This is a genomic window from Agreia sp. VKM Ac-1783, from assembly GCF_900177765.1.
Lineage (GTDB): Bacteria > Actinomycetota > Actinomycetes > Actinomycetales > Microbacteriaceae > Agreia.
This window is the reverse complement of record NZ_FXWI01000005.1, coordinates 137,408-159,476: the sequence shown is the minus strand read 5'-3', so window position 1 is coordinate 159,476 and position 22,069 is coordinate 137,408. Positions and strand designations below refer to the sequence as shown.

General features: G+C 61.3%; 19 protein-coding genes. 9 read left to right on the top strand and 10 right to left on the bottom strand.

Annotation, left to right across the window (positions count from 1 at the left end):
* Window positions 1–4: 4 nt before the first annotated feature.
* Genes CCK87_RS18660 through CCK87_RS16525 form a run of 3 tightly spaced genes read left to right on the top strand, consistent with a single transcriptional unit; the run spans window position 5 to window position 595 of the window.
* Entirely contained in the window at window positions 5–127 is a 123-nt protein-coding gene (locus CCK87_RS18660; protein ID WP_283160441.1) for a hypothetical protein, read from the top strand.
* Window positions 120–260: a hypothetical protein gene (locus tag CCK87_RS18390; RefSeq protein WP_170927331.1), complete on the top strand. Its 141-nt coding sequence runs from the start codon at window positions 120–122 to the stop codon at window positions 258–260. The genes CCK87_RS18660 and CCK87_RS18390 overlap by 8 nt, the downstream gene beginning before the upstream one ends.
* A 23-nt stretch (window positions 261–283) precedes the next feature.
* Window positions 284–595, top strand: a complete 312-nt coding sequence (locus CCK87_RS16525; RefSeq protein ID WP_086462519.1) for a biopolymer transporter Tol — start codon at window positions 284–286, stop codon at window positions 593–595.
* Between the two features lie 94 nt (window positions 596–689).
* On the opposite strand, the gene CCK87_RS16520 is transcribed toward CCK87_RS16525, so the two are convergent.
* Complete coding sequence (locus CCK87_RS16520) at window positions 690–1,151, bottom strand: GNAT family N-acetyltransferase (protein ID WP_086462518.1); 462 nt, start codon at window positions 1,149–1,151, stop codon at window positions 690–692.
* 464 nt (window positions 1,152–1,615) lie between these two features.
* Between CCK87_RS16520 and CCK87_RS16515 the strand changes: the two genes are divergently transcribed.
* The gene (locus CCK87_RS16515) at window positions 1,616–2,575 is read left to right on the top strand and encodes a hypothetical protein (RefSeq protein ID WP_086462517.1); all 960 of its coding nucleotides are present in this window, start codon (window positions 1,616–1,618) and stop codon (window positions 2,573–2,575) included.
* 204 nt (window positions 2,576–2,779) lie between these two features.
* Here the strand turns inward: CCK87_RS16515 and CCK87_RS16510 are convergent, their stop codons facing one another.
* Window positions 2,780–3,514 (bottom strand): MerR family transcriptional regulator, encoded by a 735-nt coding sequence (locus tag CCK87_RS16510; RefSeq protein ID WP_086462516.1) that lies wholly within the window; start codon window positions 3,512–3,514, stop codon window positions 2,780–2,782.
* A gap of 111 nt (window positions 3,515–3,625) precedes the next feature.
* A complete protein-coding gene (locus tag CCK87_RS16505; RefSeq protein ID WP_212638255.1) occupies window positions 3,626–4,300 on the bottom strand; it encodes a hypothetical protein in 675 nt (224 codons plus the stop codon).
* Between the two features lie 81 nt (window positions 4,301–4,381).
* Between CCK87_RS16505 and CCK87_RS16500 the strand changes: the two genes are divergently transcribed.
* Both CCK87_RS16500 and CCK87_RS16495 read left to right on the top strand, forming a co-directional pair.
* Window positions 4,382–5,017 (top strand): small multidrug efflux protein, encoded by a 636-nt coding sequence (locus CCK87_RS16500; RefSeq protein WP_086462514.1) that lies wholly within the window; start codon window positions 4,382–4,384, stop codon window positions 5,015–5,017.
* A gap of 278 nt (window positions 5,018–5,295) precedes the next feature.
* Window positions 5,296–5,586 carry a 2Fe-2S iron-sulfur cluster binding domain-containing protein gene (locus CCK87_RS16495; protein WP_086462513.1) on the top strand — a complete coding sequence of 97 codons (291 nt, stop codon included), beginning with the start codon at window positions 5,296–5,298 and terminating at the stop codon, window positions 5,584–5,586.
* A 245-nt stretch (window positions 5,587–5,831) separates the two neighbouring features.
* Here CCK87_RS16495 and CCK87_RS16490 read toward each other — a convergent pair whose 3' ends face one another.
* From CCK87_RS16490 to CCK87_RS16460, 7 genes are all read right to left on the bottom strand, one after another.
* On the bottom strand, window positions 5,832–7,325 hold the full coding sequence (locus CCK87_RS16490; RefSeq protein WP_086462512.1) for a dihydrolipoamide acetyltransferase family protein: 1,494 nt from the start codon (window positions 7,323–7,325) through the stop codon (window positions 5,832–5,834).
* 87 nt (window positions 7,326–7,412) lie between these two features.
* Entirely contained in the window at window positions 7,413–8,393 is a 981-nt protein-coding gene (locus CCK87_RS16485; protein ID WP_086462511.1) for an alpha-ketoacid dehydrogenase subunit beta, read from the bottom strand.
* Window positions 8,393–9,514 carry a thiamine pyrophosphate-dependent enzyme gene (locus CCK87_RS16480; RefSeq protein WP_086462510.1) on the bottom strand — a complete coding sequence of 374 codons (1,122 nt, stop codon included), beginning with the start codon at window positions 9,512–9,514 and terminating at the stop codon, window positions 8,393–8,395. The genes CCK87_RS16485 and CCK87_RS16480 overlap by 1 nt, the downstream gene beginning before the upstream one ends.
* A gap of 31 nt (window positions 9,515–9,545) precedes the next feature.
* Entirely contained in the window at window positions 9,546–10,652 is a 1,107-nt protein-coding gene (locus CCK87_RS16475; RefSeq protein ID WP_086462509.1) for a histidinol-phosphate transaminase, read from the bottom strand.
* 221 nt (window positions 10,653–10,873) lie between these two features.
* Window positions 10,874–14,800: a hypothetical protein gene (locus tag CCK87_RS16470; protein ID WP_086462508.1), complete on the bottom strand. Its 3,927-nt coding sequence runs from the start codon at window positions 14,798–14,800 to the stop codon at window positions 10,874–10,876.
* 459 nt (window positions 14,801–15,259) lie between these two features.
* Window positions 15,260–16,072 carry a hypothetical protein gene (locus CCK87_RS16465; RefSeq protein WP_140162908.1) on the bottom strand — a complete coding sequence of 271 codons (813 nt, stop codon included), beginning with the start codon at window positions 16,070–16,072 and terminating at the stop codon, window positions 15,260–15,262.
* 666 nt (window positions 16,073–16,738) lie between these two features.
* Window positions 16,739–17,398 carry a response regulator transcription factor gene (locus tag CCK87_RS16460; protein ID WP_086462506.1) on the bottom strand — a complete coding sequence of 220 codons (660 nt, stop codon included), beginning with the start codon at window positions 17,396–17,398 and terminating at the stop codon, window positions 16,739–16,741.
* A gap of 490 nt (window positions 17,399–17,888) precedes the next feature.
* On the opposite strand from CCK87_RS16460, the gene CCK87_RS16455 reads away from it, so the two are divergent.
* Genes CCK87_RS16455 through CCK87_RS16445 form a run of 3 tightly spaced genes read left to right on the top strand, consistent with a single transcriptional unit; the run spans window position 17,889 to window position 21,585 of the window.
* Window positions 17,889–19,925 carry an AAA family ATPase gene (locus CCK87_RS16455; RefSeq protein WP_086462505.1) on the top strand — a complete coding sequence of 679 codons (2,037 nt, stop codon included), beginning with the start codon at window positions 17,889–17,891 and terminating at the stop codon, window positions 19,923–19,925.
* A 29-nt stretch (window positions 19,926–19,954) separates the two neighbouring features.
* Window positions 19,955–21,370: a DUF2130 domain-containing protein gene (locus CCK87_RS16450; protein WP_086462504.1), complete on the top strand. Its 1,416-nt coding sequence runs from the start codon at window positions 19,955–19,957 to the stop codon at window positions 21,368–21,370.
* On the top strand, window positions 21,367–21,585 hold the full coding sequence (locus tag CCK87_RS16445) for a KTSC domain-containing protein (protein ID WP_086462503.1): 219 nt from the start codon (window positions 21,367–21,369) through the stop codon (window positions 21,583–21,585). Before CCK87_RS16450 ends, CCK87_RS16445 begins: the two co-directional genes overlap by 4 nt.
* The last annotated feature ends 484 nt before the right edge of the window (window positions 21,586–22,069 follow it).

The following is a 22,069-nucleotide window of genomic DNA, read 5'->3' as shown; positions in this document are numbered from 1 at the left end:
ACACATGACGACGAACGAATCCAAAAAGCCGGATGCCGATGAGCTGCCCGATGGCTCGGCATCCGACGGAAGCAATCCCGAGAGCGGTGAGGACACCGCATCCGGAGGAGGAGCAGACGATGAGTGACCCTCGCCCCGAGCACACCCCCAAGCCCGACGAGATCGACCCCGACAAGGGAACCGAGCCCGATGGGACTCCCGTGGAGAACCCCTCTGGTTCGTGGACGGCGCAGCTCGAGCACGAGTTGATCGCGGCCTAGAGCCGCGTTCTCGCGCGACGAACGTGTCTGAGGCGGGGTCTGTCGACGACGACCGCTGGCTGGTCATCAATGGCCGCAAGTGGCGTCGCACAGACCCCGTTCTCGATGAGGGCGTGGTGGCCCGACTGAAGAGTCATCTGGGCCGGGGCCGCTCGGGAGTGCGCAGCGCGAAGAAGGCGGGCGACGATGAGGCGGTGGCCTCCGCGCGACGGCGCACCGACCTGGCGAAGCACGGCCTGGGCGAGCGCGGGCCCCGCTGGTGGGACTCACCCGAGAAGGATCGGATCGATCGGGCTGCTCACGCTCTGAGAGAGCTCGACGACCTCGACGAGTAGTCCCGGCTTCGCTAGTACTGGGTGGATTGTCGCCTCGCCGCCCTTGTGTCGACGACACGCTGACTCCCCGTCGAAGCATCCTGTTCAACGAAGCTCAGGGTCGAATCATGTGCAACTCGAACCCGTAGGGCTGGTCGTCACGCCGCTGTCCGTCGAGACGAAATCCGTGGTGCTCGTAGAAGCGCAGTGCTCGTGCGTTGCTCTCGAACACCCACAACTCGGCGGCCGCTCCCTGCAGACTCTCGTTCAGCAATCGAGTTCCGAGCCCCGATCGCCAGTGACTTCTCCGCGTGTAGAGCGAGAGGAGTTCCGTCTTCGGTCTGTCTGTGACTCGGGCGAAGCCGACGATTGCGCCATCCTCGACCGCAACGAGCACATTCTCGTTTTCTACGCGCGTCGACCAACGCGCAGCGCGAGAATCCGCAGGCTCGTCGTGGCGCGCGCGCAACACTGTCGGATCGATGAGGTCTCCGTACGCCTCGTCCCACACGATGAGACTGAGCCACGCCAATTCGCTGGCATCCGCATCAGTCGCGGCACGGATGAGGGGCTCCATCGCTCCATGGTGACATCAGGCTGCTGCCGCCCGCTCGCGACGAGTGAGCGTGGCGGGGCTAAGTCAGCACGAAAAGGTGGACTCGCCGGGCTGGACACCTCGCTCGGCGGCGCGTCGTCGACATCGTGCTGACTTAGCTCGGGCCGCCAGCTGAAGGTCGAGTAGTGGCTCGCTGGTCGTATTCAGGAGAAGCTGGGCGGAACCGGTCTTTTCGTGCACGAGGGGTCGAGATCTCCTGAGTTGTAGCGCGACCTCTGGTGGCAGTGTCGATCCTTCATCTGCCGCCGCGCTAACTGAGGACATTGTCGGAGGCCGCTCGGTCGATCCGCTAACCGTCGAGGGGCTGCGACGGCACTCGCCAAAGATGTCCTCAGTTAGCGAGGCAGCTCCGGGGCCGCCGCACTCCATGACACGGCCATACGCCAAGATGGTCGCATCACACGATCAGCGATAGGAGCGCCATCTTGCCCGCAGCGAGCAACCTGACCGAATACCTCAGCAGCCTCCCCGCCGATCGACGTGATGCATTCGACGGGCTGATGTCCGCCGTTGCGGCGGTGCCCGTGCCCCCGTCGAACAACTCCTTCGTCTTTCTCGCCGGGCAGACCACGCACCCCGAATTCGACGACGCCGAGTCTGTGTTCTGGAAGGCCGTCGAGCAACTGCAGCTGTGCAACGCCGTCAGCGATGGCGAGTTGCCCCTGGTCTACTGGGGTTTCCACTCCATCGACCTGTTGCTCCGCCGCCGTTCCAACGGCATTCTCGTCACCGATCGCACTGTCTACCTCGACGACGTGGGCAACAGCTCAGCCCAGTTCGCGACCGACAGCGTCGACCCCGCGTGCATTCGGGTGGCGGGCGAATCGCTCGAGGTGGGCGGCGCATCCATTGATCTCGCGCAGATCGCGGGCATGCTCGAGCCGACAACCGCTGTGGATGCCGCTGCCTACCTGTCCGCCGTCGTCGCAGCCGTGCAGGTGGCCGGCCGCTCCGTCGCCGGCCACGGGAGTGCACCCAGCGCTGAAGCCACCCAGACAGTCGAGCAGCTCGTTCTCGCGAGCCGGATGGGCTCCGACTTCAGGCTTCCTGCTCGCCCCAAAGACGTCAAGGCGCTGAACAAGTTGTCGGCCAAGTGGAATCTTCCCGCCGACGAGGTGCTGCTCGTCTCGCTCTCGAGCGCGACGTTCGCGGGTGTGTACGGCATCGCCATCACGAACAAGGCGGTGTACTCCAAAGACCTCATGGAGCCGCTGTTCCGCACCGCGTTGGAAGACGTCGACGGCTTCGTCTGGGAGGCCGAAACGAAGACGTTCCGGGTGTCGAACGACCACTCCGCCCCCACGCTTCCGGCGATCACCGACGACAACCGCGACTACGCGGCGAGCCTGCTGCTCAACCTCGCCCGCGCGGCTGCCCGCGAGTAGAGGCGGCTGCACCCGGCAGTAGTACCCCGCGCGGACAACATGTACCGGCGCACCGGGCACTACTGTCCGCGCGGGGTCCTACTGGCGCGACAGGGTCTCGATACGGTCGCTGAGCGACCTACTCGACCAGCGCACGTCTCGATGATCGAGTAGTCGCGCGACGAAGGAGCCGACGTATCGAGATCACCGGGCAGAGCCTGGTGATCAGTCATGGTGCTCATCGGTGAGTTCGCGGGCGATGACGCCGGCCCTGGCCATCACCTCGAGCTGGGCGGCGTTGTATGTCACTCGCACCGATTCATCGATCGTTTCGCGAACGACGTGTGAACCTTTCGTCAGGTGCGCTCCGGGCGTCACCAGCCAGGGGTACTCGGTGAAGAGCTTCGCAAATACGGGCCCGAAATGCTCCGCCAACCGGATGCGCGTGGCTTCGTCGGCATCGGGCGCCAGGTTCTCGAATTCCTCATCGACCGCATCCGGATCGATCTCGGCCATCTGACGCAGGTCGGACATCGCACGGTCGTCGTAGAGCTGGTTGTAGATGAGCATGAGCGACTGCTCCGGTTTCGTGAGCTTCGCTGCGACGTTCTCGAATCCGGCCGGAACGCCCGTGACCGAGGTGCCGTCGAGGATGGCCCGAACCTCCGCGCGGGCCCGCTGCAGCCGTCCGATGCTCGACGCGAGGTCGGCGTCGATCGCGCGGAGGGCATCCGCCGGAGAGTCTGCACCGAAGCCCACTTGCTCGATCTGATCGAGCGGAACGCCGAGGTCGCGCAGCCGCCTGATCTGCAGCAGCCGCACGAGGTGGGCGACCTGATATTGCTTGTAGCCGTTCGACATGCGCACCGGCTCGGCGAGCAGGCCGATGCGGTGGTAGTGCCGCACGGTGTTCACGGTCGTTCCGGCGAGGTCGGCCACTTCACGGGTGCTCCACGGCATGTCGCATGCTCCCTTCGGTTCTCGGCATCGCCAGGGGGCGGGCGGCGATCGAGGTGCCTGTGCACCCCACAGTGTCAAACATCGGTGCCGCCGTCACGGCATCCCACCGGTTCACAGCAGCCACAACGAGAGAGGGTGCACGAGGTAGAGCAGCGAGAACGACTCGTAGAGCGCGCCGATCACGAGCAGAACGAGGGCGGGCAGGGCGAGCCAGCCCAGCATCTGCAGGCCGCTCAGGTAGCCCCGGCGGTGAGTGATCGCGTCGGCGGAGCGCGGCCACATCGACGACCGGCCGAGCAGGTAGACGCCGAGCAGAAGCAGGATGTATGCCTGCAGCTCGATCACGACCGTCAGGGAATGCGGGATGAGGGCCACCCACGCCATGTCGGTCGTCGGGGCGATGGTGACTCCGGTCATGAACGACCAGTACGCGAACAGCGGCAGGCCCAAGAAGGGCACGACAAGCGATGGCAGCACGATCGTGAGCGCGCTGAGCCTTCCGATGTTGACGGCGAAGATGACCACCGCAAGCAGCCAGGGGTTGCTGAGGAGAGAGGTGATCAGATCAGCCGTGCCGTCGGTCTGCTGCGTCTGCGCCTGGGCGCGACTGAGCTCGGGGAACATGATTCCCACGAGGAAGCCGACGGCCACCAAGCCATAGGCCATCGTGCTGATGGCGACGTAGGCGCGCTTGTTCGCGCCGATGATCTCGAAGGGGCGGCGCACCATCCGGGGCCGCCGGTTGTGTGAGGCGAGTACTTCGGGTTCGTACGTTTTCTGTGTCATGACCACAGGAGACACCCTGTTCCCACCACAGGGTCAAGGGCGCTTGACCCTGTGCAGAGAACACGGTTTCTACTGACTCTCATGAACCCCATCGAACAGCTTGTCAGCAATTTTCAAGACCTCGTCGCCCAGGTGCCCGAGTTCCTCCAACCCCTCATCCTCGTGCTCGCCGGAGCCGTTCCTTTCGTTGAAGGCGAGCTCGCCTCCATGATCGGTGTCATCGGCGGAGTGAATCCGATCGCTGCCGCCATCGCCGGCGCCACGGGCAACTTTCTGTGCGTGCTGCTCGTTGTGCTGCTGAGCTCGCGGGCCCGCACCGCGGTCGTCGACCGGCGGGCGGCGCGTGCGTCGGCTTCGGCGAAGCGGATGCGCGCAGGCGGTGTCGGGGTCGGCTCGTCGACGGCGGGTGTTCCGACCACGAGCATCGCCACGGTCGACGTCGGCGAGCTCGCTGCGGACTCAGCCGAGCCGAAGCCCGAGAAACCGCTCTCCAAGGGTCGCCAGCGCTTCAACAGGTGGCTCTTGCGCTTCGGCGTTCCGGGCGCGAGCATCCTCGGGCCGCTGGCGATCCCGACTCAGATCACGTCGGCCATCCTGGTCGCCGGAGGTACCCCGCGGGCATGGGTTCTCCTCTGGCAGGCCGTCGCGATCACCCTGTGGACGACGGTGGGCACAACCTCGGTGTGGCTCGCCCTCCGAGTAGCAACCGGCGCCTGACTCTCCGACCGCCGCCAGGAGTCCCCACTGCGGGGCCCTATTGGTGAGACGCCTGTTTGCGCCGATCGAGTAGTCGCGCGACGAAGGAGCCGGCGTATCGAGATCACCCCGGGTGGTCTCGATACGCTTCGGCCGAAGACGACAGTGCAGTGGCTCGCAGGGCTGCTCTGAGTTACGCTTCTCGAGGCTTTGACACGGCTTGAGCGCGCACTCGTGTCGGGCCACCCAGTTCTCAACCAGGCAACCGATCGATCCCTTCCAGGAGTAAGCGAGTAGGCATGGCGAGCGACACCGGCAATCCACTCGTCGTGGAGTTCGACGGCGAACAGCACGAACTACTGTGGCCGCCGGCCGTGCCGCTCGCCGTCTTCTTGAAGTCCCGTGGCATCAAGGTTCCCTACGCGTGCGGAGAGGGCTACTGCGGCGGGTGCATCGCGCGCCTGACCGGCGGCAGCGTGACCATGGCCATCAACGAGATCCTCGACGAAGATGACCTGGCGAACGACCTGATTCTCGGCTGCCAGGCAGTGCCCGACGGAGACGAGCCCATCTCGGTCCGCTACGACTGAGCGCCAGCGCACCGCTCTGCGCTGATCGAGTAGCGGCGCGACGAAGGAGCCCGCGTATCGAGATCACCAGCGTGGTCTCGATACGGTCGCTGAGCGACCTACTCGACCAGCGGAGGAGATCACCACTCGTGGTCTCGATACGGTCGCTGAGCGACCTACTCGACCAGCGCAAGGAGATCACCACCCGTGGTCTCGATACGCTTCGGCCGCAGGCGGCCTCTGGCTACTCGACCAGCGCAAGGAAGCTAGTCGAGCAGCAGCGCCGGCTCCTCGATGATGCTCGCGACGTCGGCCAGGAACCGGCTCGCCACGTCACCGTCGACGACACGGTGATCGAAGCTCGCTCCCACAGTCGTCACAAACCTCGGACGCACCTCGCCATCGACAACCCACGGCTTCTGCTTGATCGTTCCCAGGGCGACGATCGCGACCTCGCCCGGGTTCAGGATGGGCGTGCCCGTGTCCATGCCGAAGACACCGATGTTCGTGATGGTGATCGTGCCGTTGGCCTGATCCGCCGGCGAGGTGCGCCCCTCGCGCGCGGTCAGCGTGAGCTGCTCTAGCGCCGTGGCGAGCTCGAGCAGCGACATGTCCTGCGCATCCTTCACGTTCGGAACGATGAGCCCGCGCGGCGTCGCAGCCGCGATGCCCAGATTCACGTAGTTGCGAACCGTGATCTCCTTGTCGCCCCACGCGGAGTTCACCATCGGGTTGCGGCGCACGGCCCAGATCATCGCGCGCGCCATGATCAGCAGCGGCGAGACCTTCACGCCCGTGAAGTCGGTCGACGTCTTCAGACGCTTCACGAACTCCATAGTGCGCGTGGCGTCGACGTCGACGAACAGGCTCACGTGCGGCGCCGAGAACGCGGAGTGCGTCATGGCCTTCGCGATCTGCTTGCGCACGCCCTTCACCGGAATGATCTCTTCACGCGTGTCGGCCCACTGCGGCGTCTCGATGTTGTGGAACACCTTCGCCTGCTCTGCGTGACGCACCACGTCGGCACGAGTGATGTCGCCGATCGGGCCCGTGGGCTGCACCTCGGCCAGGTTCACGTCGAGGTCTTTGGCCAGCTTGCGAATCGGCGGCTTGGCGATGATCGGCAGGCCGGTCAGCACGGGCACGCGAGGGGCGCGGGCGCCGGATGCCTGCGGCTGGCCGCTCGAGGCGGGTGCCGCGGATGCCGTGGCCGGCTTGGCCCCGGCCGTTGCGGCGCCAGCGCGGCTGGGCCGGCGGCTGGCGACGTGGCCCTTGATGCCGTACCCGACGAGGACCGCGCCCGAGGAGCTGTCTGATTCCTTCGAGACGGAAGCGGCGGCATCCGCTCGCACCTGCTCGGCCTCGACGACCGCGGGCGACGACGCGACCGCGGGAGCGACGTGATGAGCGGTCGGCGCCGGTGCGGCGGGAACCGAGGCCGGTGCCGACGCGGGCATAGCGGCGGCGGTGATGGGCGTCTCGAATCCGGGAACGGGTGCGGGGGCGACCGCTCCCGAGCCGGAGGAGGTGACGGTGATGATCGGCGTTCCCACGTCGACGGTGTCGCCCTCGGCCACGAGCAGTCCTTCGACGACGCCCTCGAACGGAGAGGGCAGTTCGACGAGCGACTTGGCGGTCTCGATCTCGACGAGCACGTCGTTGATGGCGACGGTGTCACCGGGGGCGACGCGCCACGAGACGATCTCGGCCTCGGTGAGGCCTTCGCCGACGTCGGGGAGGTTGAAGTGCGAGGTGGTCACGATGCCATCCTTTGCGATTGGAACGGGCCCTTCGACGGGCTCAGGGAACGGCTCGTTCCCTGAGCCCGTCGAAGGGAATTCATAGGTCTAGAACGCCAGCGACCGGTCGACCGCTTCGAGGATGCGGTCGACGTCGGGCAAGTACAGGTTCTCGATGCGAGGCGCGGGCATGGGAACGTCGAAGCCCGACACCCGGATTACCGGAGCCTGCAGCGAGTAGAACGCCCGCTCGGCGACGGTGGCCGCGATCTCGGAGCCGACGCTGACGAAGCCGGCAGCCTCCTGGCACACGACCAGGCGTCCGGTCTTGGTGACCGAGTCGAGAATGGGCGTGTAGTCGATGGGGCTGATCGAGCGAAGGTCGATGACCTCGAGGCTCACGCCCTCGGTGGCGGCGAGCTCGGCGGCCTGCAGCATCATGGTGACCATGGCGCCGTGGCCGACGAGGGTCGCATCCGTGCCCGTGCGCGCGAGGCGACTGGCGTGCAGCGGCGAGGCCGAGGCATCCAGTTCGACCGGGCCCTTGGGCCAGTAGCGGCTCTTGGGCTCGAAGAAGATCACGGGGTCGTTCGACTCGATCGACTCCTGGATCATCCAGTAGGCGTCGTTGGGGGTCGACGGGCTGACCACGCGCAGGCCGGCCGTGTGCGCGAAGTACGCCTCGGGGCTCTCCATGTGGTGCTCGATCGCGCCGATGTGGGCGCCGTAAGGAATGCGGATGACCACGGGCATGCGCAGGGTTCCGCGTCCGCGGTTGGTGAGCTTGGCGAGCTGCGTGGTGATCTGGTTGAAGGCGGGGTAGACGAAGCCGTCGAACTGGATCTCGCAGACGGGCCGGTAGCCGCGCAGGGCGAGGCCGATGGCGGTGCCGACGATGCCCGACTCGGCGAGGGGCGTGTCGAGCACTCGCTTGTCGCCGAACTCGGCCTTGATGCCCTCGGTCACCCGGAACACTCCTCCGAGCGTGCCGATGTCTTCACCCATGAGCAGCACTTTGTCGTTGTCGCGCATGGCCTTGCGCAGGCCAGCATTGATGGCCTTCGCTAGCGGAAGTTCTTCGACGGCCATTACTTGTCTCCTCCGAACGACGCCTCGTAGTTCGCGAGCCAGGCCTTCTGCTCGGCGACGAGCGGGTGCGGCTCGCTGTAGACGTGGTCGAACAGGTTGTCGATCGTGGGGTTGGGCAGCTCGAGGGTGCGGTGCCGGATGTCTGCCGCGAAGTCGGCCGCCTCGGCCTCTACGTCTTTAAAGAAAGCTTCGCTCGCGCCCTTGTTCTTGAGGAACGCCTCGAAGCGCAGAATCGGGTCGCGGGCGACCCAGTAGGCCAGCTGCTCGTCGTTCTGGTAGCGGGTGGGGTCGTCGGATGTCGTGTGCGCGCCGATGCGGTACGTCTGGGCCTCGATATAGCTGGGCCCCAGTCCGTTGCGGGCGTCGTCGAGGTGCTTGGCGCTCACCGCGTAGCTGGCGAGAACGTCGTTGCCATCGACCTGCACACTCGGAATGCCGAAGCCGCGGGGGCGCAGGTAGAGAGGGACTTTTGCCTGGGTGCTCACCGGAACCGAGATGGCCCACTGGTTGTTCTGCAAGAAGAAGACGGTGGGCGTCTGGTAGCTGGCCGCGAAGACCATGGCCTCGTTGACGTCGCCCTCGCTGGTGGAGCCGTCGCCGAAGTAGACGATCACGGCAGTGTCGGTGTCGGGGTTGCCCGTGCCGACGGCGCCGTCGAAGTTGATGCCCATGCCGTAGCCCGTGGCGTGCAGGGTCTGCGTGCCGAGCACCAAGGTGTAGCCGTGGAAGTTGCCGTTCTTCGGGTCGTTCACGTCCCACCCACCGAGGGTGGTGCCGCGCATCAGCTCGACGATGCCCATGAGGTCGACGCCGCGGATCTTCGCGACGACGTGCTCGCGGTAGCTGGGGAAGATGTGGTCTTGCGCGCGTGTGGCGCGGGCCGATCCGACCTGCGCCGCCTCTTGTCCGTGGCTCGGCGGCCACAGGGCCATCTGCCCCTGGCGCTGCAGGTTGGTGCACTCGGTGTCGAAGCGCCGGATGACGGCCATGTCGCGATAGAACTGCTCGTGCTGTTCGTCGCTAAGCGCCTCTATATAGGGCAGGTACTCGTCGCTCCCGGCGCTGGGAGCGAAGGAACCGTCTGTGGCCAGAAATTGAACCGCGGGCGGAGGAGTGGTCATAGATGAACCCTCTTGTCTTTCGCTTGTGTGCCTACGCTATCGGGTGCGTCGACGGGCCCTCTGAGAGGGTTGCGACAAGCTTTGCCGAGATAGCGATGAGTTTCTCTACAGATTCGTGCTCGCCGATCGAAATCCGCACACCCTCGGGGTGGAATGCGCGGACTACTATTCCATTTTCGGCATATACGACGGCGGCGTGTGCCGTGTGCTCTCCGGTGGGTAGCCAGATGAAGTTTCCCTGTGGCTTCGGGGCGTCCCACCCCTGGTCGATAAGCGCGGCCCAGAGGGTGTCGCGGCGCTCGGCGATGTCGCTGACTCTTTGTTCGAGTTCGGTTTCGTCGCCCAAGCTCACGACCGCGGCGTGCTGCGCCTGATCGGTGATTCCGAGCGGAATGGCGGTCGTGCGCGCCGCCTGCAGGATGGCCGCCGGACCGATTCCGTAGCCGACGCGCAGGCCGGCCAGCCCGTAGGCCTTGGAGAAGGTGCGCAGCACAACGAGGTTCGGGTAGTGGCCGAGCAGGGCGGCGCCGTCGACGGCATCCTCATCGGTGACAAATTCGGCATAGGCCTCGTCGAGAATCACGAGCAGATCGCTCGGAACAGCATCCATGAACTCTTCGAACTCGGTCTGGGTGACGATCGTTCCGGTGGGGTTGTTGGGGCTGCACACGATGATCAGGCGGGTGCGCTCGGTGATGGCGTCGAGCATCGCTGGCAGGTCGTGCCGGTGGTCGTCGGTGTTGGGAACCTTGACGCTGACCGCGCCGGTGAGTGTGGGCATCCAGGGGTAGGCCTCGAACGACCGCCACGAATAGACGACCTCGTCAGCCGCGCCGGCTGCAGCCTGCACGAGCTGGACCAAGAGCGAGACCGACCCGGCCCCGATGATGACCTCGTCAGCGCTCACGCCGAACCGCTCGGCAAGCTTGGCGGTGAGGTCGGGCGCGGCGGCATTCGGATAGCGATTGAGCGAGGCGCTCGCCTGCTGCACGGCCTCGAGCACCCCGGGCAGCGGCGGAAAGGGGTTCTCGTTGCTGGAGAGCTTGAACCCTCCCTCTATAGAGGTGCCCTGCTTATACGGCGGCAAAGCGAGGATTTCGGGGCGCAGCTTGACGGGGGGAATGGAGGAGTCACTCACTGGGTCAGTCTATGTTGCGGCAGATCGGGACGCGGGCAACGTCACAACCCCGCGATGAACTCATGGATAGTGCGGTATGAAACCTTCGACTCCACCAGGCTTGGTGATGCGAAAATCTAAACCCAGGACGGACAAGCCATTTCAGCCATTTTGCACGCCACCTTTTGCTGGAGACCTAGTTTTGTTCCATGCGGCCGTTAGTTCGACCCTTCGAAGCGAGGCTAGTCGTTCTCCTCTTCGAGTTCTTGCGCCGAGCTCATCATTTGATCGGCCACGAACGGATGAGAATCTTGAGTCACCTTGGCAAATCTTGTGGTGGCGACCATTGCGAATTCATGGTCCATCGTCGCCATTGTCGCCTCGAACCAGTCGCTATTGAGCGAGTCCGTTTCATCACTCATCCAAACCAGCGCGTCGTCAAAGCGACCGGCTGCTATTTCCGCCTTACTGGCCGTGAGAAGTTCGGCAATTCTTTCGAGTTTCCTCTGGTCACTCGACACGGCGGGGCCGAGGCGTGACAACTTTTCTGGCAGATCACGTGCCAGAAGCGGCGACCAGAGAACAGCCAGCCGGTACGACGCCCAAAGATCGTCGGAAGGGCCGCTTATAAGTCGAAGCCCCAGCGCATCATTGCGACGACCGGGCTCGAAGTTTGATTCTCCCAGCAGCTTAATTATGGACCGCCCTGGTTCTTCGCTCAGATCGCCAGGAACATTTAAGAGCCAAGATGCGTATTGAGTAACCCCCGGTGTGGCAAGTGCAGAGGCCAACCATCGAGCCTCCTCGAGCTGGAAGACAAATGAAGGTGGAGTCGTACCCTTCCTGTCGATATCGTCGGCGATGGTTGAGGCGGCCATCAACGCAGCAGTTCGCAGATTAGTTCGGTGGCCACCGGGAGACAGGAATTGATCCTGTCTCATTAAGGCGCTCAGGAAAGTCGAATCGGCAGAATCATCGTCGCCCGGAAGCCGCGACCGAGAAAGTATCATTCCGATGGTAGAGACGAAGCCCACGGAGGAAAGTGCAGGCCAGACAGGCATATCCCACTCATTTTCATCGCCCGAGTCGACTTCCGGCGGCGTCGATAAATCCGTTACCGCTAGAGAGCTTGCCCACCTCCTCTCGGCCGCTTCCCAGTCGTCGAAGGTCCCCAAAGACCCGTGCCTAGCCAGATCAGCCAGTCGAAGTAGTCGATTTCTCAGGCGCTCGCGTCCGAAGGTAGCCGCATACAGTCCTGCGTTCTGTAGGCAAGTGACCAAGACCCACGGAAGACCGTAGTAGGAGTGCGAAAGTTCCCAGGTCGAACTGGCGAAGGCTTCGAGGGCCTGGGCGAGCTGCTCAGGCCCAGGATCGTGAGCAAATCGGCCGGATGCCTTAATTGCCTCCCAGTCCTCGCCTTCCCCCTGGCTTGATGCCAAGCTTTGCCATACTCTGGCTGAACTTTCATCAGGAAGCACGGAGTTTGCTCGAATGAGTAGATTCTCGTTCTCGTCTCTTTTGAAGCGCACGTTAAAACTTCTAAAACGCGGGTAGGTAACCACGCTTTTTTGTACGTCCCACCGGACGTCCTGGCTACCTTCATCCCACTCATCTCCCCTTCGGGAAAAGATCTCGGTCATTGACAAAGTAGGGAATGGGCTCTGTTTGAAAGCCTCATCACGAACGAAGTCGCGGGCCGCAAGCGTTGGGACGGATTGCGCAAGACTTACTAGCAATTTTCGAAGTTCTGCACCTGCGTGAGCAAAAAGTTTTTGGAGTGCGGGTTCGGCATCGATCGCGTCGAGACTTAGGGCTCGGTTCAGCCACGTCGACAAACCAGCCGTTGAAGTCTCAGACGCTATGTTTCGGATAACTTCAAGAGCCTCAGTGTCGGAAAGAGCCCTCAGCGTCGTGAGATCACGGTTAAGCGGTCCGTCCATTAGCTTCATCATTGTTACGGCGAGGGCCCGTCCGTAGAGCGGCTGCGCCTGGACAATACCCTCCTTAAGAATATCCAAGGCCAGATACGCACCTGGACGAGTGATGTCCTCTGGTCCTCCCGACGAATCGATGTCGGCGCACATAAGAGGAATATCCGACCTAAGGAAGTCCCTATTGGCGAACACTGAACCAATGGCAAATAGTACGACGTTCCTCCAGAACGGAGTCAAAGCCCTTGATCGGATTTCGGCGATAATCTCCGATTCACGCTGGTGCACGATGTGCTCCGCCGCCATAAATTCCTGAAAGCTTCTCAGCTCGAATCCCACCCGCGACGCGTTCAATATTGTCAGGAAGACCAGGCGGTCAGTGACCAGTCTTTTGAAGTTGTCACGTATTTGCTCAAGCCCCTCCTCCGTATAGCCAATTGCCCTAAAACGCTCCTTAATGATGCCGTCAAATTCTTCCACCGTGAGAAAAGAGGAAGCCCCTCCCGCTTGCGAGCTGCGATTTTGAAGCTCCATGCCGACTATTCGGTGGATGTGAGCTACCTCCGATTCGTACTTCTGAAGGAGTTCTGACAGTTCTCCTTGTTTCTCCTGCTCCCTGTCGGAGATCACCTTGTAGTACTGAGAGAAAAGTCGCCATCGGTCACGAGGAGCACTTCCAATCTTTTCCAGTAGAACGGTGAGAATCGTGACCTGGAGTGGCGACTCGAAAAGGTTTGCGGTTGATTCCTCTCCCCTGGCTCGCGTCAATCTCTCAATGGTCTTGGCGGACTGAATTGTCCCCTTGCCTGTTCGGACAACAACGAGGCCTTGGGCGTAAGCAAGCGCCTGATTCGCATTGAGCGGCAGTAAGTGAAAATGCTTATAGACCTTTGGTGAAAATTCGTCGTTGTACCCTTGCGGTCTCGTCGTGGCCAGAGCGAGAACGTCTGCATCAAGGAGTTTTACATCCCGAAAAAATGCCGCAATACTCTCCATGACCTGATCTCGATTGCTCGAACTGGGTACCTCGTCGAGTCCATCGATGAGCAGAAGCCAGGGGTATGAAGACAGCCATCCTCGAAGCGCAGCTGCATCCACTTCTACCGGGGACCTATCGGATATCTCGTGAGACATGTAGCTCAGCAGGCTCGATTGAGGATGCTGGGTAAGGTAATCCGCGAAATTTGAGAGGATGAGCCGAAACGGCCAGGGTCGGGACCTTGGCGATTCAATCCCAACCTCACTCATTCGATTCTCAAGACGTTTTATTACGTCGTCTACTTCTTCTGACTCAGCTATGCGCGATTCGCGCAGAAACTCTGAGCGATAGACCTGCGCCAGCCATTGCGTGATAGTACTTTTCCCTTGTCCGGGACCACCCACCAGAACTGCTCGATTATTGCCAATCCTTTCGTTCTTAACTTCTGCATCGGTACCTGTTCCAATCCCACTGAATGCACGAATCATCCGCGAGGCAACACCAAGTTCGTCCTCGGACTCTCTGTGCAGGCGTTGAAGTGTTCTTGCGTCTTGGGCACGTTCAGCGCTCACGACAGGAAGGTCTACAAAGACATCAGAAACACTCACCCGTTGGTCATTTACAGTTCCGGCCTGGGTCAGGTTGAGGAGGTCATCGTCCACCAAAGTCCGAGCCGTGTATAAGGCCAGCGCTTCGGTCAGGGCCTTATCTTGAGCGTTCAGGTCATCGAGAATTCGCGAGAGAATATCGCCCGGCGTGACAAACGCCGCGTAACGGCGACGGATATCGTCGGCACCATCAAGTAAGGAACGGATCTCGTCGTAACTCCAGATGTGAAGCCGAGTAGAGTCCAACCCAATCTTTTTTGCAAGGCCTTCCGCGAAGTCACGGGCCTGCTCTTTGCCGCCTCCGTCACCTGGGGTTAGTCGAACGTTTGTCGCGAAAAGAAGTGAGTCTGGCTTCTGCTCTCGTTTGGAGTCAGGCTTTACCCAATCTCGAAGCTCATCGCCGATTTGCTCCTTAAGCCAATCCAAATTTTCCGACGGGGTGGACGAGATGGTCTTGTACTTGGCCTGCAGCACCCCGAAACCGCCCTCGGGATCTTTTTCGAAGAGTTGGTTACCAAGCCAGGAGGCTTCCCGCCCACCGTCGGGACCGACCCCGAAAACAGTGATTGAAGCGCCTACAGTCTTGGCGACCAGCGCTTGAGCCAAATGCTCAAAATTCGTCGGTCCCAGGGTCGAGAAGTCGTAGTCCATCTCTCCATATTGGACTAGAAGCCCTATGGGTGATCAGGAAAGTCACAACGGACTTCGCGCGCTCTCGCATGTCAACTGACCCCATTCCGCCCTCTTAGCTCAAGCCGTTAAATGCAATCGCAAGGTTTTTCGTGAGAGCGCCGGGGTGCCCAAATCTCATTTGGGAAGCGCGTGTCCAATTCGACGCCTGCCGATTGGCATCCAGCACTGCTGGCGAATAATGAACCTCGGTGTTGCGATGGTGCGTCTTGGTAAAACCCGACACCAGGACCCGGGGCACCGACTTCCACGACGGCGGCCGAGCCGCTTGGCACCAAGCAGGCGTCAAGAGCTGCGTGCGCATCATCCCTATGACCGTTCATCTGAACACCATTGCGTTCAACCTAATGCCCGCAGAATAGCGGTACGGTCTGGACGTGCAGGGAGACGGAACCCTCTTCCACACGCTCCCGCATTCGGTCAGACAGCGCCAATCACGACGTCTGCCAGACCCGCCACGCCATCTGGAAACGGCGCGTATGAATGTCCATCGATTCGTTCGAGCTGCGCGCGGTCAGATCGAATGGCGTCTATGCCCTCCGTTGTGTAGCTAAGCGCTCGGTGATAAATAATCGCGCCAAGCAAGCTAGGGACTGCCACGATCGTGTCACTGCCCGCGGATATTGGGGCTATTTCGGTGACCAGTCCAGCTCTTACGAGACCGTGAACTGCGGCTGCCCAAGACGGAGAGTCGAAAGAACGAAGTTGCAACGCGCCCGTAAACGACGACTTTGAGGCGCGCACCGTGAGCTGCCTGAGTGCAGCATCTCCTCCATTGAAGCGTGGGGCTTGAATCGTCGCGAAGGATCCTTCGTAAGCGCGATAAATCAGAAAATGCAGCCTAACTTGCGAAGCCGTCAATTCCGATACGACGCGGGAGTAGAAAAGACCATCATCAGACTCATTTTTCTCACCAACAATGAGTCCCGCAAAGTACTCCTGATGTAAATCGTCATCTACCCACGATGAATTCTCAATGAGTGCCGCGGCCAGGCGCGGGTGAACGGCTCGTGGGGATCCGTCATCGAGATCTGACTGCAATTCGCGACGTGCGCTGACCTTTTCTCCGATTCGAAGCAGGTTGTTCATGCGGTACTCGGTCCACTGACCGAACGAGTTTCCTACAGCCTTGATCGAGGGTCCGAGCGTCCAATAGATACCTAGGGCCCCGGCGCCAGCCAACGCACCGGGCAACCCGAGATCAGCCAGATCGGGAATTTCGAGTTCGCCCATGACAAGACTGTAGTCAAAGAAGAGCTGAACCTTCCGCAACATTTATGGGTCAGAACCGTAGCCCCCTGGATCGAGTGCTTTCCGATCATCGACTGTTTGGAAGAAGACGATCGTTCGCTTACGCGAAGAGAGGCGCTCAAAGGTCGGCGGAGTGGCGGCCCAAACGGCCGAGGGGCGTGGTTCCTCAATGTGCTGATCGAGAACAATCGACGGGCTCGGCGGCTTCCTCGCGTTCGGCGGCCAGCTCGACACCGGCGGCGCGGTGACGCTGGCGTTCCTCCTCTCGACGCTTGCAAGCTCCTGTCCCGCCGCAATTCCTTGCGCGAGCGAGATCATAGCTGTGCCCCGAACGCGAGTAGCGCGAGCGCCAACGCCCTTGCGCTCAAGACAGCGGCTCCTATAACGCCGACAACTACTATCAACGCACCTAGAGCGCTTACCGTCATGACAGCCAGACTGGTCGAAAGTCATGACCATCTGAAGCTGAAGGCCGCTGGCCTCGTCAGGCGCGTCGCGGATGGACTTTCTTAACTTTCTTTCATGAGGCAATCATGATAGCTGGGAGCTATTCGCCGTGCGGTCATGGAGCCCTAGGCCGCTGAAGCCGTCCCCACCCAAGCTCCAGGGCCGATGGAGGACCCGGCGGTTCGCTCACTGCGGTTGACGTCACGGATACAATACCGCCCGGAACGTGAACGTCACCAGCTGCGCCCTGTCCCTCGCTCCGACCTTCGTCATCGCCCGCACCGCGTGGGTCTTCACCGTGAACGGCGACACCGACATCTGCGCGGCGATCTCGTGGTTGTCGAGTCCGCTCGCGACGGCCACGACAACATCGCGCTCGCGGGGCGTCATAGCGGAGAAGCGCTCAAGCAACTCCTTGTCGATCGCAGGCGGCGGGCTGTCTGTCATGTGCCCGATCAGTGCAGCAGTAGCCGCCCCGGACAGGGCCCCGCCACCGGCAACCACCTCCGCGATGCCTGCCACGAGCTCAGCAGGACTTACCTTCTTGCTCAGGAACCCGTTCGCCCCCGCGCGCAGCGCCGCAGGCACGATCTCATCCTGGTCGAACGTCGTCAGAACGATCACGCGCAGATTTGAAGCCGGATGTTCCTTCCGGATCCGCCGCGTCGCCTCGACCCCGTCGATCCCGGGCATCCGAATGTCCATCAGCACCAGGTCCACCGCCTTGTCCCGCAGAAACGCGGGCACCTGCAGCCCATCAGACAGATCCCCCACAACAACGAACGTGGGGTCAAGCAGCAGCATCGACCGGATCCCCGCCCGCATGTCGTCTTGGTCGTCGACGATCAGAATGTTCGTCATGCGAGCTGCGCTCCCACCGGGCTGAGCACGGCGCTCACGCGAAAGACATCATCGACCGAAGACACCGAGAGCGTCCCGCCGCACGACTCCACGCGCTCCCTCATGCCGACTAGCCCGAGGCCACTGCCTGCGACCGAACCGCGCAGCGTGTGACTGATCCGATTCTCCACACTCACGTGAATCCTCCCGCCGTCCGAGCGAACATCAGCGGCCGCTGCTCCCTCCCCGTGCCGATACGCTCACGACGTTGCGTGCGTTCGAGCGGGCCGAGCCCGAGGCCGGCCGCGACGGCGACGCCTTTCGAGCAATTCTCGATTCCTCTATCTATTGACCCGGTGATTGGACACACTGGGGTATGGGCTTGGGGGAGTCGACCTGTGGGATTTCTCCACTGGGGTGGACATAGAAGACAACGCCCCGATTAGTCCAGACACGCGACACGCTCCTTGACGCGATATTCATGTTGGTCTGACAGAAGGATTGGGAATAAGTGCGCATCGAAACGGTCACCATTCGCAACTACCGGAGCCTGAAAGACATCACGCTCCGAGTCGACGACTATGGGGCATTCATAGGCGCAAATGGTTCAGGAAAGTCGTCCGTGCTTTATGCGCTGGACTGGTTCTTTAACGCAACGCCGCTCTCCGAAATCGATGTCCATGGGTGCAAAGAAGGCGGCATTCTCGAACCTGGTGCGACCGTCGAGGTGACTGTCACGTTCACCGCTCTCACTGATAAGGACCGCGACCGATTGCAGCAGTATGGCCGGGGCGACAGGGCAGAAATTCGTCGTACTTGGTACGCAGACACCAAACAAACCAAGACCGTCGGCAACGCGAAGCAAGGCCCCGGCTTTGCTGAGTTGCGCGCCGACCAGCCCATTGCGGACCGGCGCAGAATGTACCGTGAGCTCAGAAAAAGCGTCACTGATCTCCCGGAGCTTGCCGGAACTGCGAGCAAGGACACAATCTTTGACGCACTCATCGACTGGGAATCGGACGCCACTCATACGACGTTGCTCATCGAGATTGCAGATTCTGACGCGACCCAGATGATGGGGTGGAACGGGGCCAACGTAATTCGAGATTGCGTGCGCTTTGTGCTCATTCCCGCGGCCACCAGCATCGCAGGTGAGGTGGGGACATCATCGCGGGGCACCGCGCTGACAGAACTTGTTGGTGCGTTCATGGCAGCGGCCAGTGCGCGCGCTCAGGCCGCGTGGCTGGAGAAGCATGCTGATGCCGTGAACGAACTCGCGGGTGAGATCCGAACCAGCATCGAAGGCGCCACCGGTGTCCAGGCTGGCCGTATCAACGCTCGCCTCGCTTCACTGATACCGAACGCCAGTGTGACGCTCACACCGACCGTGCCGGAGTTCGTCCCCAAACTTGACCCGTCGATCGCAACCGCGGTGACCATCGCGGGAGTCACTAACGACGTCTCCCGGCAAGGACATGGAGTACAACGAGCCGTCATGATCTCCATGTTTCAGGTCATGGTTCCAGACGAAGATCTCACCCGAAAGACTCACGAAGCGTACGAAGGAGAGGATGAAGCCGCGACACAGACTCGTCTAGAGGAATCGCTCAGCGCTCTACCGAGCATCATCGTGGCGATCGAGGAGCCTGAGATATATCAGCATCCGGTGCGCGCACGATCATTCGCTAGGACCTTGCTTGAATTAAGTGGCCAGCCGAACGTTCAAGTGCTCCTCGCGACGCACAGCCCTTACTTCATTCAACCTGAACAGTTCGAGGCCCTTCACCGATTCACCTACGCAAACGGTGAGACCTCCGTGGCGACGGCTTCCGTCACGTCGGTCGCGGTCGCATCAGGCTTGAATCAGGACAGCATCGAAAAGGCCATCGTTTCTTACGTCCCCACGGAGTTCTCCGAAGGTTTTTTTGCCGACGCTGTCGTCCTCGTCGAGGGACAGACTGACCGGATCGTGCTCGAAGCAGTGGCAACGAAACTTGGCAATGATCTAGACCGGCTCGGAGTAACTGTCCTGTCCGTCGAGGGTAAAGGCGGTTTGCGGGTTGCACGCGCGATCCTGGTTGCGCTCGGCATACCAACCTACGTGCTTGCAGACGGTGATTACGGAACAGCGGCCCGCAAGACTTATCAAGGCCTCACCGACGACGAGATTCAAGTTAAACGGGCGACCGCTCACGGGAGCCACAAGGCAGAAACCGAAAGACTGGTTGCGGCGTTGCCATCGATCTCCACCGCCACCGTCGGAGCCCTCCCCTACACGTTCGGTAGCCCGAGCGTCGTATGCGGCGACTTCACTATGTGGACCGACGATATTGAAGAGGAACTCGGAGCCTGGCAGACCTTCGACGCGGCCCTCAGCGCGGTGGGGATCACGCTCGCCTCACGAAGTAACAAGAATCTTCTCGCCTACCGGAATGCCGTGTTCTCGGCAGATGATGCCGATCTGCCGAGCATCTTCCGAGCGGTAGTTATACAGATCGCCGCCCTCACTGGCGAACCTATGCCGGCAGGAACTGAGACGACGATCTGACCGCACGGCGACGATAGGGGAACAAGACAATGAACGAAATCAAATGTCCGCATTGCGGGAGAACGTTCACGATTGACGAAGCGGGCTACGCCGACATCGTTAAGCAAGTTCGTGACGAAGCATTTGAAAAGCAACTCCATGAACGCCTCGAACTCGCGGAACAAGACAAGCAAAACGCTTTGGAGCTGGCCCAGGCAAAGACGGTCGGCGAACAGCAGCAGTCGACAGCTATGAAGGACGCCGAGATCAACGAGCTCAAGGCAAAGCTAGATGCCGGTGCGCTGCAACAAAAGATGGCCATAGCGGAAGCACTCAGCACGATTGAAAAAGAGCGCGATGCCGCACTCAACAGCCTTGCGACTGCCAAACACGATAAGCAGTCAGCGGTCGAGCTGGCGGAAGCAAAGCTCTCCTCTGAGTCGCAGAAGTCTGAGGCCGCAAAGGACTCGGAGATCCAACAGCTCAAGGCCACACTCGAATCCGTTGAATTGGCCAAAAAGCTGGAGATTACCGAAGCGCTCGGCGTCGTCGAGAAGGAGCGTGACGAACTAAGGAACGGGCTGGAGAAGGTTCAGCTAGAAAAACAACTCGCAGAGACTTCTTTGAAAGATAAGTACGAGACGCAACTAAAGGATCGCGACGATGCGATCGAACGACTGCGGGACATGAAAGCAAAACTCTCGACCAAAATGGTCGGCGAGACCCTGGAGCAGCACTGCGAGATCGAGTTCAATCGAATCCGTTCGACCGCATTCCCTCGCGCCTACTTCGAAAAGGACAACGACGCTCGCACTGGCAGCAAGGGCGACTACATCTTCCGCGACTCGGACGAGGCGAACACCGAAATCGTTTCGATCATGTTCGAGATGAAGAACGAGAACGACACCACCGCCATAAAGAAAAAGAATGAGGACTTTCTTAAGGAGCTCGATAAGGACCGCAACGAGAAAGGATGCGAGTACGCAATTCTCGTCTCGCTGCTCGAGCCGGACAACGACCTTTACAACACCGGGATTGTCGATGTCTCCTACCGCTATCCAAAGACCTACGTCATCCGGCCTCAGTTCTTCATCCAGATGATCACATTGCTCCGAGACGCCGCCACGAATTCCCTTAAGTACAAGACCGAGCTCGCATTAGTGAAGGCGCAGCACGTTGACATAACGAATTTCGAGAGCGAGCTCGAGACCTTCAAGACGTCGTTCGGCAAGAACTATGACCTGGCGTCGCGCCGCTTTCATACCGCCATCGACGAGATCGACAAGTCGATCGACAGGCTGCAAAAAGCGAAAGAAGCGCTGCTCGGCTCCGAGCGCAACCTGCGACTTGCCAACGATAAAGCGCAGGATGTGACCCTGAGAAGGCTTACCCGAGGCAACCCCACAATGGCATCGAAGTTCGCCGAACTCGAGGCCTCAGGCGAGATCGAAGGAGATCACGAATGAACCGCGTTCCAGTCATCAGCAGCAACCTCTCCGAAGTCGGGTACGACCCCGGCACGCGCACACTTGAGATTGCCTTCAACCAGGGCGGGGTTTACCGGTACTCCGGCGTGCCACCCCTCATCTACGAGGGTCTCATGTCCGCCACGAGTCACGGGCGGTTCTTCGACGCCAACATCAAGAAGGCCGGTTACACATTCAGGAGAATTTCCACCTAGCGTTAGTTAGTGCCTGCCGAGATTACATCGCCTCTGACGGCACGCTGATGTCGGCAACGCTGAGTTTTACGCTGAACATCGCAAGACGGTGTCCGACCACGTCATTCAAGCAGCGGGCGATGCGCAGCAGCTCTTCGGTTGTTCCCGGCTACCAGGACCCGACCCAACTGCCTGCGCGCCGCATCCACCGAACCGCCTTGAAGCTTCGTCACACCGTCAGGCATGCTGGGTTGCACGGCCAATCGACCCGACGGCTTCACGTACGAGTCAATTGGCGGCGACGTCGTGATCAGCCATCACGGACGCCGTGCCGCCACCCTGCGAGGAGCCGCCGCCCAGCAGTTTCTGGCCGAAGTAGGGCACGAGCCTCATCAGCTCATGGCGCGCATCACGGGGAACTACAAGCGTGGCAACGAGAGAGTCCCAAGGAGCACCCGCGCAACCAGAGGCACTGAGCTACAACCCGAGCCGTGGTTCAGCGGAG

Bases quoted from the DNA above. Each gene is read 5' to 3' on its own strand.
- CCK87_RS18660 (WP_283160441.1), top strand. From the start codon at position 5: ATGACGACGAACGAATCCAAAAAGCCGGATGCCGATGAGCTGCCCGAT.
- CCK87_RS18390 (WP_170927331.1), top strand. From the start codon at position 120: ATGAGTGACCCTCGCCCCGAGCACACCCCCAAGCCCGACGAGATCGAC.
- CCK87_RS16520 (WP_086462518.1), bottom strand. From the start codon at position 1,151: ATGGAGCCCCTCATCCGTGCCGCGACTGATGCGGATGCCAGCGAATTG.
- CCK87_RS16510 (WP_086462516.1), bottom strand. From the start codon at position 3,514: ATGCCGTGGAGCACCCGTGAAGTGGCCGACCTCGCCGGAACGACCGTG.
- CCK87_RS16505 (WP_212638255.1), bottom strand. From the start codon at position 4,300: ATGACACAGAAAACGTACGAACCCGAAGTACTCGCCTCACACAACCGG.
- CCK87_RS16500 (WP_086462514.1), top strand. From the start codon at position 4,382: ATGAACCCCATCGAACAGCTTGTCAGCAATTTTCAAGACCTCGTCGCC.
- CCK87_RS16495 (WP_086462513.1), top strand. From the start codon at position 5,296: ATGGCGAGCGACACCGGCAATCCACTCGTCGTGGAGTTCGACGGCGAA.
- CCK87_RS16485 (WP_086462511.1), bottom strand. From the start codon at position 8,393: ATGGCCGTCGAAGAACTTCCGCTAGCGAAGGCCATCAATGCTGGCCTG.
- CCK87_RS16480 (WP_086462510.1), bottom strand. From the start codon at position 9,514: ATGACCACTCCTCCGCCCGCGGTTCAATTTCTGGCCACAGACGGTTCC.
- CCK87_RS16470 (WP_086462508.1), bottom strand. From the start codon at position 14,800: ATGGACTACGACTTCTCGACCCTGGGACCGACGAATTTTGAGCATTTG.
- CCK87_RS16465 (WP_140162908.1), bottom strand. From the start codon at position 16,072: ATGGGCGAACTCGAAATTCCCGATCTGGCTGATCTCGGGTTGCCCGGT.
- CCK87_RS16460 (WP_086462506.1), bottom strand. From the start codon at position 17,398: ATGACGAACATTCTGATCGTCGACGACCAAGACGACATGCGGGCGGGG.
- CCK87_RS16450 (WP_086462504.1), top strand. From the start codon at position 19,955: ATGAACGAAATCAAATGTCCGCATTGCGGGAGAACGTTCACGATTGAC.
- CCK87_RS16445 (WP_086462503.1), top strand. From the start codon at position 21,367: ATGAACCGCGTTCCAGTCATCAGCAGCAACCTCTCCGAAGTCGGGTAC.